The organism is Pseudomonas sp. BS3782 TE3695 (assembly GCF_050435305.1).
In the GTDB taxonomy this organism is placed as follows: Bacteria; Pseudomonadota; Gammaproteobacteria; order Pseudomonadales; family Pseudomonadaceae; genus Aquipseudomonas.
Window position 1 is genome coordinate 2600397 of record NZ_JBNDKB010000001.1, and the last position, 14943, is coordinate 2615339.

Genomic DNA, 14943 nt, shown 5'->3' on the forward strand with positions numbered 1-14943 from the left:
TCCCTGTGGGAGCGGGCTTGCTCGCGAAGAGGCCGGCACTGCCAGCGCATAACCCACTCTTTACGCTTTATTTATGCCCCGTCACATCCCTCGATCTCGCGCCTTTACAGCCTCCCTCCCGACAATCACTCCACACGCGGCAATACGCCGTAACACGGAGAATTTCCATGAGCGTTCTGGACGGGGTGTCGCTGCTATTGGCGGTGGGGCTGTTCATTTATCTGTTGGTTGCGCTGTTGCGCGCGGACCGGAACTAGGAGCGGCTATGCACAGTTATGACTATTGGCTGATCCTCGCCTTCTTCGCCGTGGTGCTGATCCCGGCACCGTTTCTGGGGCGCTTCTACTACAAGGTGATGGAAGGGCAGCACACCTGGCTGTCGCCGATCCTCGGGCCGGTGGAGCGCGGTTGCTATCGGGTGGCCGGCGTCGATCCTCAGGCTGAGCAGAGCTGGCAGAAATACACCCTGGCCTTGCTCGCCTTTAACCTCGCGGGTTTTTTGCTGCTGTTTGCGATCCTGCTGTTTCAGGATTACTTGCCGCTGAATCCGCAAAACCTGCCGGGTCAGGAGTGGACGCAAGCCTTCAACACCGCCGTCAGCTTCATGACCAATACCAACTGGCAGTCCTACAGCGGCGAAGCGACCCTCAGCTACCTGAGTCAGATGGTTGGCCTCACCGTGCAGAACTTCGTCAGCGCTGCCACTGGTTTGGCGGTTCTGGTTGCACTCTGTCGAGGTATAGGGGGTCGCGGCATCGGCCGCAAATCCACCAAGACCCTGGGCAACTTCTGGGTCGATATGACCCGCGCCACCCTCTACGGCCTGCTGCCACTGTGCCTGCTGCTGGCGCTGTATCTGGTGTGGCAGGGCGTGCCACAAACCTTCGCTCAGTACGTAAATGCCGTGACCATGCAAGGCGTCGATCAGGTGATCCCGCTCGGCCCGGCCGCCAGCCAGATTGCAATCAAGCAACTGGGCACCAACGGCGGCGGCTTCTTCGGCGTCAACTCGGCGCACCCGTTCGAGAACCCGACGGCCTGGAGCAATCTGTTCGAAGTCGCTTCGATCATTCTGATCCCGGTGGCGCTGGTGTTCACCTTCGGCCATTACGTGAAAGACCTGCGTCAGAGCCGCGCGATCATCGCCTGCATGCTGGCGCTGTTTTTGATCGGCGGCGCGACGTCGCTGTGGGCTGAATATCAACCGAACCCGACCCTGGCCAACGTCGCCGTCGAACAGACCGCACCGCTGGAAGGCAAGGAAGCGCGTTTCGGCACCACCGCCACGGTACTGTGGTCGGTGACCACCACGGCGGCATCGAACGGTTCGGTCAATGGCATGCACGACAGCCTCAACCCGCTGAGCGGTATGGTCGCGATGATCAACATGATGGTCGGCGAAGTGATTTTCGGCGGCGTCGGCGCCGGGCTCTACGGCATGTTGCTCAACGTGCTGATCGCGGTGTTCCTCGCCGGCCTGATGATCGGCCGCACGCCGGAATACCTCGGCAAGAAACTGCAAGCCAAAGAAGTCCAGTTGTTGGTGGTGACGTTGCTGGTGATGCCGGTCGGCGTGCTGGTGCTCGGCGCGATTGCCGCCAGCCTGCCAGGCCCGGTCGCGGCGGTAAGTAACCCCGGCGCTCACGGTTTCAGTCAGTTGCTTTATGCCTACACCTCGGCCAGCGCCAACAACGGTTCGGCGTTTGCGGGATTTGGGGCGAACACCGCGTTCCACAACCTGATGCTGGGGCTGGGCATGTTGATCGGTCGCTTCGGTTACATCCTTCCGGTACTCGCATTGGCCGGCAGTCTGGCGATGAAGAAAACCGCGCCGATAGGCCAGAACAGCTTCCCGACTCACGGCCCGCTGTTCGTGGTGCTGTTGACCGTGACCATTTTGCTGGTGGGTGGTTTGACCTTCCTGCCGGCACTGGCATTGGGTCCGATCGCTGAACACTTGAGCTTGGGCTTCTAAGGGGAATCCATGATGAATATGCCCGCAACTAAAGCCGCCGTCGTCAAGGCGCCGGAACAACCGAAAACCGCGATCGCCGCGCTCTGGCGCCCGGCGCTGGTGCAAGCGTTCGTAAAGCTCGACCCACGGCAATTGCAACGTGCGCCGGTGATGCTGGTGGTGGAACTGACCGCGATTCTGACCACCGTGCTGTGCTTCATTCCCGACAGCGCCGTGCCGACTTTCGTCGCCGCGCAAATCGCCTTGTGGCTGTGGTTCACCGTGCTGTTCGCCAACTTCGCCGAAGCGCTGGCCGAAGGTCGCGGCAAGGCCCGTGCCGACAGCCTCAAGGCCGGCAGCGAAGGCTTGAGTGCCCGGCGCAAAAACGCCAACGGCAGCTTTCAGGTGGTGCCCGCCACCAGCCTGCGCAAGGGTGATGTGGTGCGCGTCGAAGCGGGAGAGATGATTCCCGGTGACGGCGAGGTGATCGAAGGCATCGCGGCGGTCAACGAAGCGGCGATTACCGGTGAATCGGCACCGGTGATTCGTGAGTCCGGTGGCGACCGCTCGGCAGTCACCGGCAACACTCGATTGGTGTCCGATTGGCTGCTGGTGCGCATCACCGCCAACCCGGGCGAGTCGACCCTCGACCGCATGATCGCGCTGGTCGAAGGCGCCAAGCGCCAGAAAACCCCGAACGAAGTGGCGCTGGATATCCTGCTGATCGGCCTGACCCTGATCTTTCTGCTGGTGGTGGTGACCCTGCAACCGTTCGCCCACTTCGCCAATGGCAGCCTGCCGCTGGTGTTCCTGGTGGCGTTATTGGTCACACTGATTCCGACCACCATTGGCGGTTTGTTGTCGGCCATTGGTATCGCCGGGATGGACCGTCTGGTGCGCCTGAACGTGATCGCCAAATCCGGTCGCGCCGTGGAAGCGGCGGGGGACGTTCATGTCCTGCTGCTGGACAAGACCGGCACCATCACCTTCGGTAACCGTCGCTGCTCCGCGGTCTATGCCGCGCCGGGTGTCACTGCCAGGGAACTGGCCGAAGGTGCGTTGTTTGCCTCCTTGGCCGATGACACGGCTGAAGGCAAATCCATCGTCGAGTACCTGCGCGGCCTTCATCCGCAACCCGAGCCTTCCGCCGAGGCGCTGACTGCGGTGCCGTTCAGTGCTGAAACCCGCTTGTCTGGCGTTGACTATCAGGGCCGGGTCTATCGCAAAGGCGCGGTGGATTCGCTGCTGACCTTCGTCGGCCTGAAACGCGCCGATCTGGCCGCGCCTCTGTCCCGGGAAATCGACAGGATCGCCCAGAGTGGCGGCACGCCGTTGCTGGTCTGTGTTGACGGCAAATTGCTCGGTGTCATCCACCTCAAGGACGTGGTCAAGCCCGGCATCCGCGAGCGTTTCGCCGAGTTGCGCAAGCTGGGAATTCGCACGGTCATGGTCACGGGCGACAACCCGCTGACCGCCGCTGCGATTGCCGCCGAAGCGGGCGTGGATGACGTGCTGGCCGAAGCCACGCCGGAGAAGAAACTGGCGCGCATTCGTCACGAGCAGAACGATGGTCGCCTGGTCGCCATGTGCGGCGACGGCGCCAACGACGCCCCGGCCCTGGCTCAGGCGGACGTCGGCATGGCGATGAACGACGGTACGCAAGCGGCGCGCGAAGCGGCGAACATGGTCGACCTCGACAGCGATCCGACCAAGCTGTTGGACGTGGTGCAAATCGGCAAGGAATTGCTGGTGACCCGCGGTGCGCTGACGACCTTTTCCATCGCCAACGACGTGGCCAAGTACTTCGCGATCCTGCCGGCACTGTTCGCCTCGATCTACCCGCAACTGGGTGTGCTCAACGTCATGCACCTGAGCAGCCCGCAGAGCGCGATTCTGTCGGCGATTGTGTTCAACGCCTTGATCATTGTGGTGCTGATTCCTTTGGCGCTGCGCGGTGTGAGGGTGCAAGCGGTGAGCGCGGCGGCGTTGCTGCGGCGCAATCTGCTGATCTATGGCCTGGGCGGGATTCTGGTGCCGTTCGTGGGCATCAAGGCGATCGACATGCTGTTGACGGCGTTGCATTTGGTTTAGCAATTGCTGCTGAGCGCAGAGCTTTTTGAGGCAGGTTTTTTTTAAGGCAGGGCTTTTGTGGCGAGGGAGCTTGCTCCCGCTGGGCTGCGAAGCAGCCCCACCTCAGGCCCAAGTGTTTATTCAGGCACACCGCATTTACCGGGTTTACGACTGCTGCGCAGCCGAGCGGGAGCAAGCTCCCTCGCCACAGGTGATGTGTGTGCCTTCCGAGTTGAATCGAGGATTGTGAAATGTCCACACTGATACGTCCGGCCCTGAGCCTGTTGTTGCTGATGACCTTGATCACCGGCGTCGCCTACCCGTTGGTGGTCACCGGCGTCGCCCAAGTCGCTTTCCCGGACCAGGCCAATGGCAGCCTGGTGCGCGATGCTGACGGCAAGGTCCGCGGTTCGTCGCTGATCGCTCAAGATTTCGCTGGCGACGCCTGGTTTCACCCACGGCCATCGGCCGGTGCCTTTGCCACCGTGTCGAGCAGCGCCAGCAACTTCTCGCCGAGCAATCCGGCGCTGGCCACTCGGGTTATCGACGAGGCCAATAAATTGCAGGTGGCTGGCCAGGGGCCGGTGCCGTTGGCGATGCTGACCACCTCCGGCAGCGGCCTCGATCCGCACTTGCCACCGGCCGCGATTGCCTATCAACTGGCGCGTGTCGCCACGGCGCGCAATCTGCCGGTGGCTACGCTTGAGCAACTGATGGCGGCGCACATCGAGCAGCCCTTGGTGGGGCCGCCGGTGATCAACGTGCTTGAGTTGAACCTGGCTCTGCAGAAGCTGTAGATCAAAAGATCGCAGGCTTCGCCAACTCCTACATTGACCGTGTCGACACCACGACCTCTGTAGGAGCTGCCGAAGGCTGCGATCTTTTAACGCTTCACCTCTATTTCAAACCGAACAAGGCAATGACAGATGAGTGACTCCGGCCGCGCCGACGCGCTGTTAGCAGACCTGCCCCGCGATGGCCGTGGCCGGCTCAAGGTGTTCCTCGGCGCAGCCCCCGGTGTCGGCAAGACCTACGCCATGCTGCAAGCCGCCCATGCTCAACTGCGCCAGGGCGTGAAAGTCATGGCCGGGGTGGTCGAAACCCACGGTCGCGCCGAAACCGAAGCGCTGCTCAGCGGCTTGCCGCAGCAGCCGTTGGTGCGCTCGGAGTACCGCGGCGTAATGCTCGAAGAAATGGACCTCGACGGTCTGCTGGCCGCCAAACCGAAACTGGTGCTGGTGGACGAACTGGCCCACAGCAACGCCCCCGGCAGTCGACACGCCAAGCGCTGGCAAGACATCCAGGAATTGCTCGCCGCCGGCATCGACGTGTTCACCACGGTCAACGTCCAGCACCTGGAAAGTCTCAACGATCAGGTGCGCGGCATCACCGGCGTACAGGTGCGCGAAACCCTGCCGGATTGGGTGCTGCAAGAAGCCTACGAACTGCTGCTGATTGACCTGCCGCCGCGCGAGTTGCTGGAGCGTCTGCGCGACGGCAAGGTCTACGTGCCGGAGCAGGCGCGGGCGGCCATCGATGCGTTCTTCACCCAGACCAACCTCACCGCCCTGCGCGAACTGGCGATGCAAACCGCTGCAGCTCAGGTGGATAACGATCTGGCCCAGGGTTATCGCCAGTTGGGGCAGGCCGCGCCAGCGGTGCGCGGTCGTTTGCTGGTGGGCGTCGATGGCGATGCTCAGGCCGAGCGCCTGGTGCGTCACGCCAGTCGCGTGGCCCAGCGCCGGCATCTGCCGTGGAGCCTGGTGCATGTGGACAACGGCCGTGTGCGCGACGAGCAATCGCGCCTGCGCCTGCAAAGCGCTCAGCAACTGGCCGAACGCCTCGGTGGTGAAGTGGTGTTGCTGCGTGCCGGTGAGGTGGCGAAAACGTTGATCCAGCACGCCGCTGAACGACGTGCCAGCCTGGTGCTGGTGGGCCAGTCACGCCAGCGCTGGCGTCGACGGTTGTTCGGCGGCGGTCTGGCGTCACGTTTGCTGCGCAATGCTCGCGGGTTGGAAATCAACGTGCTCGACAGCGATCAGGAACAGCATCAGCCGCGCCAACGCTCGGCGCAATCGCTGGTCTGGTTCGACTACGCGTTGGCGCTGGTGGCGACTGTGCTTGCCAGTGCCCTGGCCTGGGCGGTGTCGAGCGTCTTGCCGTTGCCCAACATTTCCCTGGTGTTCCTCGCGGCCGTGTTGCTGGTGGCGGTGCGCAGCAGTCTCGGCCCGGCACTGGCCTGCGCGGCGCTGTCGTTTCTGACCTATGACTTTCTGTTCATCCCGCCGAACTTCTCTTTCAGCATCCAGCGCGAAGAAGACGTGCTGACCTTGCTGTTCTTTCTGCTGATGGCGGCTCTCACCGGCAATCTGGCGGCGCGGCAACGGCGGCAATTGCAGGCATTGCGCGACACCCAGGAAGAAACCAGCGAACTGCTCGACCTGTCGCGCAAACTCACCGCCGCCACCGACCGTCAGGCTGTGATCAGCGCTGCGGCGCAGCACCTTAACGGCTGGGCGGACCTGAAACTGTGCCTGCTCAATCGCGATGGCCAGAGCGGCTGGAAAGTCGAAACCGGCGGGCCGCTGGAGTTCTCGGAAGCTGAGCGTGCTGCCGCCGATTGGGCCTGGCAACATGATCAACCGGCCGGCGCGGGCACCGGTACGTTGCCGTTCGGGCGTTGGTGGTGGTGGCCACTGTCGGTGGATGATGGGCCGTTGGCGCTGCTCGGCGTGTGTGCCAAAGAAGGTCAGACCCTGAGTGGCCAGCGGCGGCGCTTGTTGACCGCGTTGAGCCAACCGCTGGCCCAGGCGTTGGCCCGCGCACAACTGGCCGATGACCTCGAGGCGGCGCGCTTGCATGGCGAAACCGAGCAATTGCGCAGCGCGTTGCTGGCTTCGGTGTCCCACGATTTACGCACGCCGCTGACCTCCATGCGCGGCAGCATCGACAGCCTGCTGGCGCTTGGCGAGGCGATTCCGTTAGAGGATCGCCGCGAACTGCTCGAAGGCACCCGTGATGAAGCCGAACGGCTGGATCGCTACATTCAAAACCTGCTGGACATGACGCGCCTTGGTCACGGCGCCTTGAAGCTTTCGCGGGACTGGGTGTCACCGGCAGACATCGTCGGCAGCGCGCTCAACCGTCTGCGCGCGGTGTTGGCGTCGCTGCAGGTCGTTACCGAAGTGCCGGCCGAGTTGCCGCTGCTCTATGTGCATGCCGCGCTGATCGAACAAGCACTGGTCAACGTGCTGGAAAACGCCGCGCGGTTCTCGCCGCCCCGCGGCCGACTGGAGTTGCGTTCCGGGGTCACTGACAGCGAGCTGTTTTTCTCCGTCAGCGATGAAGGGCCGGGGATTCCCGAGGAGGACAGGGCGAAGATTTTCGATATGTTTTACACCGCCGCTCGCGGCGATCGCGGCGGGCAGGGCACCGGGCTGGGGCTGGCGATTTGTCAGGGCATGGTCGGTGCCCATGGCGGGCGGATCAGCGTCACCGACGGCATCGAAGGACGCGGCACCTGCATCGCCCTGCACCTGCCGTTGCAGACTCAGCCGGGATTGGACAGTGAAGCCTGATCTTGCCTGCGCTACTCTCTTGCCACTTCTTTATGTTGATATGAATTCATGAGCCAGACCGCGACCATTTTGGTCATCGACGACGAACCGCAGATCCGCAAATTCCTGCGCATCAGCCTGGTTTCCCAAGGCTACAAAGTGCTGGAGGCCGGCACCGGCACGGAAGGCCTGGCCCAGGCCGCATTGAACAAACCCGACCTGCTGGTGCTCGACCTCGGCCTGCCGGATATGGATGGCCAGCAGGTGCTGCGCGAGTTTCGCGAGTGGTCGACGATGCCGGTACTGGTGCTCTCGGTGCGCGCCAGCGAAGGGCAGAAAGTCCAAGCCCTGGACGGCGGCGCCAACGACTACGTGACCAAGCCGTTCGGCATCCAGGAATTTCTCGCCCGGGTGCGCGCCTTGCTGCGTCAGGCGCCGACGGGTGAGGCCCAGGAAGCGGCGCTCAGTTTCGGCCCGCTCACCGTGGACCTGGCTTATCGCCGGGTGCTATTGGACGGCACCGAAGTGGCGCTGACGCGCAAGGAATACGCGGTACTGGCGCAACTGGCACGGCATCCGGGGCGGGTCATCACCCAGCAGCAATTGCTCAAGGATATCTGGGGCCCGACCCACACCGAAGACAGCCACTATCTGCGGATCGTGGTGGGGCACTTGCGGCAGAAACTGGCGGATGACCCGACTCAGCCACGGTTTATCGTTACCGAGGCGGGGGTTGGGTATCGGTTGTTGAGTGAGGGCAGCCTTTAGTTCTGTATTGATTGATCTGACGCCTTCGCGAGCAAGCCCGCTCCCACATGGGGTCGATGTTGAGCACAAATTCAGTGAACACTGAAGATCACTGTGGGAGCGGGCTTGCTCGCGAAGGCGCCGGATCAGTCACCGCCCATCTTCATTTCGTTCATTCTCATACCGATCCAGCGTATCCCGCGCAATCTCACGCCCCAGCGCGATCAACTCCGGCGCCTTGTAGAACTCGAAAAACCGGCACACCCGCTTGGGCACGTTGATCAGGATATCCGGCGGATACCCGGCAATCTTGTACTGCGCCAATGAAGTCTGCATCACCTCGAAACTCTGGTTGATCAGGTCCAGCAAGGACGCCGGCCCGACGTTGTCGATGATGAACGACCCGGTGGCGGATTTCGGGGCGCCGTTGCTTTCCGGAGCCGCCGCCGGTTGCTGGCCTTCAGGCTCGGCGGATTCGATCCACGGATTGATATCGGCCGCTTCGGCCATCAATGCTTCCTTTTCCAGCAGCAGCAATTGTTCGGCCTGTTTACGGCGGAAGGGCAATTTCGAGCCCAGCGAGTTGATCAGACTGTCGAAACGGGTTTTGAACGCGGCCGGGCGCTGGATCACTGGCAGTTGATAATGACGCTGGTTGGTGGAGTTGAGGTTGACCGCGATGATCAGGTCGCAATGGCTCGACACCACCGGCACGATCGGCAGCGGGTTGAGGATACCGCCGTCCACCAGCATTCGATTGCCCTGCATCACCGGCGTGAACAGGCTGGGGATCGCCGCCGAGGCGCGCATGGCCTGGTGCAGGCAGCCTTCCTGGAACCAGATTTCCTGCTGATTGGTCAGGTCCGTGGCCACCGCCGTGTAGGGAATGCGCAGGTCTTCAATGTTGATTTCGCCGACGATCTTGCGGATCTGCCCGAAGACCTTCTCCCCGCGAATCGCGCCCAGGCGAAAGCTGACGTCCACCAGACGCAACACATCGAGGTAATCCAGGCTCTCGATCCAGTCGCGGTAATCCTTGAGTTTACCGGCGGCATAAATCCCGCCGACTACTGCGCCCATGGAGCAACCGGCGATGCAGGCGATGTCGTAGCCGCGCCGTTCGATCTCTTCAATGACGCCGATATGGGCGTAGCCCCGGGCGCCACCCGAGCCCAACACCAGTGCGACACGCTTTTTCATGAATCGACCTCTCTGACAAGGTTCAACAATGCACCCATCGAGGGGCACGCTTCAATCGCTATGGTCGTTCGAGAGGGCCAGTGCGTCGTTTTTTGACACTGCGGGAGGGCGAATGGGTATTCTCGCGGGCGCTGTAATTTTCACGGCGGGTTTCCAATGCGGCCCAAGGCACTTTTCACGTGCCAGACCGTCTTACGTGCATGCATGTTTACCTATCGTTGAGGTGTGAGTGATGAAAGTCTGGATCTGTGTGCCGTTGATTGCCCTGGCGCTCGCCGGTTGTGCCGGTAAAACCGCTTACCGTGACGCCTGCGGCAGCCAGCTCGACGCCGCCTGGCGTGAGCTGGATCTGGCCAAGGTCGAGGGCTTTGCCGGGACTGTCAGCTACTCCAAGGCGCTGTCGCTGTTGACCGGCGCCAAGACCCAGCAACAATTCGAAGCGTACGAGGGTTGCACCAAGAAGGCTGAGAAGGCGCGCTTCTACATTCGTGAATCTCGCGCCGGTCGCTGAAGCATGCTATAGCCAATGGGGGAATTCGATTCACGGAGCAAGCGATGTCTGCCTTGGTTGATCGGTTGGTGGCTCACGTTCTGAGCCTGGACATTCGCCTGCTCGCCTGCCAGGCACGCTTGAGTGCCCGTACCGATTCTGAAGCGCTGCACGATCTGCGCACCACCGTGCGGCGTTTGCGCAGCTTGCTGCGGCCCTTGCGCGGTTTGCCCGGGGTCGAGCAACTGGAAGCGGCGGCATCTCGGGTCGGTGACCTGACCACGCCGTTGCGCGATCGCGAAGTGCTGGCGGCGTACCTGCTCCAGCACGATCAACCCGAGGCCGCGCACCGGCGTATGGTGCGGATGCACGAGGTTTATCCCGTCGTCGCGGCAAGCCCGGAAGTGGCGCAGATGCTGATGATCCTCGATGCGTTTCCGCGTTTTCTGCGGGCTTCTCAGCGTCAGGGTTTGCTCAAGGGCTTGCGCAAGCGCATCGAAAAACGCCTGGCCAAACAATGGAAGAAACTCGACCAGGCCCTGCATGATCCCGCCCATGACCGCCATCGCCTGCGGCTGCTGATCAAGCGTGCGCGCTATGGCATCGAAGCCTACCCCGAGCTGGATCGCTTGCCCAAAGCGGCCCTGCCCAGACTGAAATCCGCGCAGGCGGCCTTGGGCGATTGGCACGACAGCTGGCAGTGGCTGGACCGCGCCAAAGAAGAGCCCGATTTGCAGCCCTGTGTCGCGACCTGGAAAACCACCTTGGCCGAGGCCGAAGCGCATGCCGACCGCGTGCTCGACAAACTCAGCGCCGACTGCTTCAAATCCTGAACACACTAAAGATCAAATGTGGGAGCGGGCTTGCTCGCGAAGAGGGCATAACAATCAACGTAAATGTTGAATGTCAGACCGCTTTCGCGAGCAAGCCCGCTCCCACATTAGTTTGTGTGTTCAATGTTGGCACGGCTCATCTGTCAGTGATTTTGGCCGGAATAAGCGCTGTATCGGCTTTGCGCGCTGGTTAAGATCGTTCCATCCATTTTCTTGCCTCTGAGGTTCCCATGCACTTTTCCGATCTGCTCGACGCTGTGCGCAATCAGCCGCAGGAGCTGTCTATTCCGGCCGAATGGGGCCAGGGCCGGGCGAGTTTTGGGGGGCTGATAGCCGCCTTGCAATACGAAGCCATGCGCGCAAAAGTCCCGGCGGATCGTCCGGTGCGTTCGCTGGCAATCACCTTTGTCGGCCCGGTCGAGCCCGATGTGCCAGTCAGTTTTGAAGTCGATGTGTTGCGCGAAGGCAAAGCCGTCAGCCAGGTGCTGGGCCGGGCGATGCAGAAGGGGCAAGTGGTGACGTTGGTCCAGGGCAGCTTCGGCGCCTCGCGACCTTCCGAAGTGGCGGTCACGGCCAATGCTGCGCCCGAGATGAAGCACTGGGACGACTGTCAGGAAATGCCTTATATCAAAGGGGTGACCCCGGAATTCATGCGTCATTTGGCAATGCGCTGGAGTGTTGGTGGTCTGCCGTTCACCGGCAATACCTCCCGCGACATGGGAGGTTGGGTGCGCTTGCGTGGAGAAGGGAAGGACGAGGTGGTCAGCGAGGCGCATATTCTGGCGCTGGTCGACGCCTGGCCGCCGTCCTTGTTGTCGCATCTGAAGAAACCGGCGGCAGGCAGCACGCTGACCTGGACCATCGAATTCGTCCAGCCGTTGCTTGCATTGAGCACGCTGGACTGGTGCAAGTACCTGGTGGAAATCGAGTATGCCGTTGACGGCTACGGGCACGCCGCCGCAAAACTGTGGAGCGAAGACGGTCAGTTGATTGCCATGAGCCGGCAGACAGTCACGATTTTCGCCTGATCAATGACGACGGTCTTTGCGATCACTGAACGGCTCGCCGGCTTGCGCCTCCAGGCGGTGACCGTGACGCTTGAGACCCAGGGCGGCGATCAGGCCGATAACGCCAATCGCGATGCTCGCCAGATCCCGGCTGAATACCCCGGAAACCATCAGTAAAAACGCCACAATGAACAGCGGCACGGCAATCCGGTGCAACACCCGATGGGGCGGGTCCTGATGATGCGGGTACGTTCGCCATTGCCAGGCGGGGAAGTTGGGATGACGTTTGCCCATGATGTTTATCCTTTATTCGTGAGGCGCTTGAATAAAGAATAGGCCCGGCAAAAGCGCTCGACGAATCAAGGCTGGCTATCGGCGCAATAGGTGTGATGGGCAAAAAAGATCGCAGCCTTCGGCAGCTCCTACGCCGAGCGCGGTCCCCGTAGGAGCTGCCGAAGGCTGCGATCTTTTGGCGATCTCTAAAGCTTGAGCTGCCCGATGGCCTTGCTCAATTCCCCCGCCAGCATCGCCAGTTCATTGCTGGTGATCGCCGAATTCACGGTTTGCTGCACGGTATTTTCGGTGACGTCGCGAATGCTCACCACCGCCCGATTCATTTCCTCCGCCACATGGCTCTGCTGCTCGGCCGCTACTGCGATCTGCGTATTGCTTTCACGCATCTGCGCCACCGCTCCGGTGATTTCGGCCAGGGCCACACTGGCTTCCTGAGCCTGCTGCATGCAGTCGTCCGCCTTGTACGAGCTTTCCTGCATGAAATCCACGGCGTCCCGAGTGCCGGCCTGCAGCGCTGAAACCATGGTGGTGATCTCGTCGGTGGACGCCTGGACTCGCTTGGCCAGGTTTCGCACTTCATCGGCGACCACCGCAAACCCGCGGCCCATTTCCCCGGCCCGGGCTGCTTCGATGGCGGCGTTAAGGGCCAGCAGGTTGGTCTGTTCGGCGATGCTGTGGATCACGCTGACCACGCCGTTGATCTTCTGACTGTCCTCGGCCAGACGCTGAATCATCTCGGCCGTTTGCTGCACACCGGTGGACAACCCGCCAATCGATTTTTGCACCCGAGTAACCACTTCCTGGCCGCTGCCGGCCAAGGTGTCGGCGGTTTGTGAGAGGTCGCGGGTGGCGCCGGCGTGTTGGGCGATGTGATGGACCGTGGCGGTCATTTCGTTGATCGCTGTGGCGGCCTGATCGGTTTCGCTTTGCTGACCGAGCATGCCGTGGCGCACCTCATTCATGCTCGAGGCCAGCCGCGCGGCACCGACGTCCAGTTGCCGGGCGGTGTTGGCGACGGTGTTGACCACCCGCTGGTAACCGGCCTGCATGGCGTTGAAAGCGTTGGCCATCTGCCCGACTTCATCCTTGCAGGCCAGCGGCACGCGGGCCGACAGGTCGCCGCTTTTCTCGACATGCAGCATCACGTCTTTCAACGTATTGAGCTGGCTGAGCAGGAAGCGGATCAACAGTTGCGACGCGCCGAGCATTGCCAGCATCAGGATGAATACCGCTACCGCATAATGGGTGAAGCGTTCGCCGAACACTTGGCTCAGGCTCGGGCCATGGGCAATCACCGCGATTTGTTGCCCATCGGAGCGAGTGAGCACCTCGGCACCCATCAACGGATTCTTACCGAACAGCGGCAGGGTGTTGATTTCGGTCCAACCGTTGGTACCGGTGAGCTCCAGCAGCGGTTGCCCATTGAGTAACGGCGCCTGGCCGCGGTTGAAGGTCACCAGGTGATCGGCCTCGGGCAGCGGCTGCCCGGCGGGCCAAGCCTCGAGCAACCGCGCCTGAGCCTGGGCCGACGCTTGGGCGGCGTGGCTGCGGGCCTGTTGTTCAAGCTGCACGGCGTACAGCACCAGCAACAGGGTAGTGACGAAGGCAACGGCGTTGACCGCCCAGAATTTGTATTTCAGCGAGATGTTGCTAAGCCAGGCACCCATGGAGGTCTTCTCTGATAGCGGAAACAGTTTTGGCAAGGTGCCATTATTGTGCCGCTATGCAGGAAGGCTGAATTTGATGTGAGTCAACAGATTCGGTGCTGGATGAAAAGATCGCAGCCTTCGGCAGCTCCTACAGAGGAATGCGATCCATGTAGGAGCTGCCGAAGGCTGCGATCTTTTCAGGCATCAAGCTAACTCAGGCAAACCGAAGAACGCTCGCGCGCAGGCGGTGCTGTGTGCAGCCAAATCTTCCACCGTTTCCCCACGATGCAACGCCACCTCACGCAACACTTCAGTCAGATACGCCGGCTCGTTGCGGCCATTCTTCGGCTTGGGGCGCAAACTGCGGGGCAGCAGATACGGCGCATCGCTCTCCAGCATCAAGCGCCCGCGTTTAATCTCTTTGACCAGTGGATGCAGGTGCGTGCCCCGGCGCTCGTCACAAATCCAGCCAGTGATGCCGATGTGCAGATCCAGATCGAGGTAGCTGAACAGCGCCTTCTTTTCACCGGTGAAGCAGTGCACCACGGCGGCTGGCAACTGGTCGCGGTAATCACGCAGGATCTCCAGCAATCGTTGGCTGGCATCGCGCTCATGCAGGAACACCGGCAATTGCAGTTCGACCGCCATCGCCAGATGTTCTTCCAAGACTTTTTCCTGTTGCGGGCGGGGCGAGAAATCACGATTGAAATCCAGGCCGCATTCCCCCACGGCCACCACGTTCGGCTCCTTGAGCAAACTGCGCAGACGCTGATCACTGTCGGCGTTCCAGTCGCTGGCCGAATGTGGGTGAATACCTGCCGTAGCGAACAGCCGTTGAACGCTTTCGTCCAGTTGCTGGCACAGCTCCAGCGCCTGTTCACTGCCCTCGACGCTGGTCCCGGTGAGCACCAGTTGGCAGACACCGGCCGCATAAGCACGGTCGAGCACAGCCTGGTGTTTGTCGGCGAAACTGGGGTTGGTCAGGTTGACGCCGATATCGATGAGTTGCATGGTGCTACCTCGGACCAAAGGCCGGAAAGCATATCAGAGCCTTGGATTTATAAGAAAAGCCAAGAACTACAACCAGTTAAAGCTGTCTGTTGAGGCCGCGAGACAGGTCGGGTTGGTAATTTGCCATCACT

At 61.7% G+C, this 14943-nt stretch carries 12 protein-coding genes and 1 pseudogene; 9 read left to right on the top strand and 4 right to left on the bottom strand.

Annotated elements, in window-relative coordinates:
- Positions 1 to 167: 167 nt before the first annotated feature.
- From kdpF to ABH909_RS12005, 6 genes are all read left to right on the top strand, one after another.
- Positions 168 to 257 carry a K(+)-transporting ATPase subunit F gene (kdpF, locus tag ABH909_RS11980; RefSeq protein ID WP_007899818.1) on the top strand — a complete coding sequence of 30 codons (90 nt, stop codon included), beginning with the start codon at positions 168 to 170 and terminating at the stop codon, positions 255 to 257.
- Positions 258 to 265: 8 nt separating this feature from the next.
- Positions 266 to 1975, top strand: coding sequence for a potassium-transporting ATPase subunit KdpA (kdpA, locus tag ABH909_RS11985; protein ID WP_429433319.1), 1710 nt, complete (start codon positions 266 to 268; stop codon positions 1973 to 1975).
- A 12-nt stretch (positions 1976 to 1987) separates the two neighbouring features.
- Entirely contained in the window at positions 1988 to 4045 is a 2058-nt protein-coding gene (gene kdpB, locus ABH909_RS11990) for a potassium-transporting ATPase subunit KdpB (protein ID WP_429439850.1), read from the top strand.
- Between the two features lie 230 nt (positions 4046 to 4275).
- Entirely contained in the window at positions 4276 to 4821 is a 546-nt protein-coding gene (gene kdpC / locus ABH909_RS11995) for a potassium-transporting ATPase subunit KdpC (RefSeq protein ID WP_429433321.1), read from the top strand.
- A gap of 129 nt (positions 4822 to 4950) precedes the next feature.
- Positions 4951 to 7602 (top strand): DUF4118 domain-containing protein, encoded by a 2652-nt coding sequence (locus tag ABH909_RS12000; RefSeq protein ID WP_429433323.1) that lies wholly within the window; start codon positions 4951 to 4953, stop codon positions 7600 to 7602.
- 48 nt (positions 7603 to 7650) lie between these two features.
- Positions 7651 to 8349 (top strand): response regulator, encoded by a 699-nt coding sequence (locus ABH909_RS12005; RefSeq protein ID WP_429433325.1) that lies wholly within the window; start codon positions 7651 to 7653, stop codon positions 8347 to 8349.
- Positions 8350 to 8478: 129 nt separating this feature from the next.
- Here ABH909_RS12005 and ABH909_RS12010 read toward each other — a convergent pair whose 3' ends face one another.
- The gene (locus ABH909_RS12010) at positions 8479 to 9528 is read right to left on the bottom strand and encodes a patatin-like phospholipase family protein (protein ID WP_429433327.1); all 1050 of its coding nucleotides are present in this window, start codon (positions 9526 to 9528) and stop codon (positions 8479 to 8481) included.
- Between the two features lie 232 nt (positions 9529 to 9760).
- Here ABH909_RS12010 and ABH909_RS12015 point away from each other — a divergent pair, with 232 nt between their 5' ends.
- The 3 genes from ABH909_RS12015 to ABH909_RS12025 all read left to right on the top strand — a co-directional run bounded on the left by ABH909_RS12015 (position 9761) and on the right by ABH909_RS12025 (position 11879).
- Positions 9761 to 10039, top strand: coding sequence for a hypothetical protein (locus tag ABH909_RS12015; RefSeq protein WP_007899835.1), 279 nt, complete (start codon positions 9761 to 9763; stop codon positions 10037 to 10039).
- Positions 10040 to 10083: 44 nt separating this feature from the next.
- Entirely contained in the window at positions 10084 to 10851 is a 768-nt protein-coding gene (locus tag ABH909_RS12020; protein WP_429433330.1) for a CHAD domain-containing protein, read from the top strand.
- A 230-nt stretch (positions 10852 to 11081) separates the two neighbouring features.
- Positions 11082 to 11879, top strand: a complete 798-nt coding sequence (locus tag ABH909_RS12025) for an acyl-CoA thioesterase (protein WP_429433332.1) — start codon at positions 11082 to 11084, stop codon at positions 11877 to 11879.
- Positions 11880 to 11891: 12 nt separating this feature from the next.
- On the opposite strand, the pseudogene ABH909_RS12030 reads toward ABH909_RS12025, so the two are convergent.
- From ABH909_RS12030 to ABH909_RS12040, 3 genes and pseudogenes are all read right to left on the bottom strand, one after another.
- A pseudogene (locus tag ABH909_RS12030) lies at positions 11892 to 12152 on the bottom strand (terminase); the annotation flags it as partial.
- Between the two features lie 185 nt (positions 12153 to 12337).
- Entirely contained in the window at positions 12338 to 13819 is a 1482-nt protein-coding gene (locus ABH909_RS12035; RefSeq protein WP_429433334.1) for a methyl-accepting chemotaxis protein, read from the bottom strand.
- A gap of 186 nt (positions 13820 to 14005) precedes the next feature.
- Positions 14006 to 14812, bottom strand: a complete 807-nt coding sequence (locus ABH909_RS12040; RefSeq protein WP_429433336.1) for a TatD family hydrolase — start codon at positions 14810 to 14812, stop codon at positions 14006 to 14008.
- Between the last annotated feature and the right edge of the window lie 131 nt (positions 14813 to 14943).

What these genes read in the sequence shown, in the direction of transcription:
- ABH909_RS12015 (WP_007899835.1), top strand. Translation starts at nt 9,761, where the DNA reads ATGAAAGTCTGGATCTGTGTGCCGTTGATTGCCCTGGCGCTCGCCGGT.
- kdpF (WP_007899818.1), top strand. Translation starts at nt 168, where the DNA reads ATGAGCGTTCTGGACGGGGTGTCGCTGCTATTGGCGGTGGGGCTGTTC.
- ABH909_RS12000 (WP_429433323.1), top strand. Translation starts at nt 4,951, where the DNA reads ATGAGTGACTCCGGCCGCGCCGACGCGCTGTTAGCAGACCTGCCCCGC.
- ABH909_RS12035 (WP_429433334.1), bottom strand. Translation starts at nt 13,819, where the DNA reads ATGGGTGCCTGGCTTAGCAACATCTCGCTGAAATACAAATTCTGGGCG.
- kdpB (WP_429439850.1), top strand. Translation starts at nt 1,988, where the DNA reads ATGAATATGCCCGCAACTAAAGCCGCCGTCGTCAAGGCGCCGGAACAA.
- kdpC (WP_429433321.1), top strand. Translation starts at nt 4,276, where the DNA reads ATGTCCACACTGATACGTCCGGCCCTGAGCCTGTTGTTGCTGATGACC.
- ABH909_RS12040 (WP_429433336.1), bottom strand. Translation starts at nt 14,812, where the DNA reads ATGCAACTCATCGATATCGGCGTCAACCTGACCAACCCCAGTTTCGCC.
- kdpA (WP_429433319.1), top strand. Translation starts at nt 266, where the DNA reads ATGCACAGTTATGACTATTGGCTGATCCTCGCCTTCTTCGCCGTGGTG.
- ABH909_RS12010 (WP_429433327.1), bottom strand. Translation starts at nt 9,528, where the DNA reads ATGAAAAAGCGTGTCGCACTGGTGTTGGGCTCGGGTGGCGCCCGGGGC.
- ABH909_RS12025 (WP_429433332.1), top strand. Translation starts at nt 11,082, where the DNA reads ATGCACTTTTCCGATCTGCTCGACGCTGTGCGCAATCAGCCGCAGGAG.
- ABH909_RS12005 (WP_429433325.1), top strand. Translation starts at nt 7,651, where the DNA reads ATGAGCCAGACCGCGACCATTTTGGTCATCGACGACGAACCGCAGATC.
- ABH909_RS12020 (WP_429433330.1), top strand. Translation starts at nt 10,084, where the DNA reads ATGTCTGCCTTGGTTGATCGGTTGGTGGCTCACGTTCTGAGCCTGGAC.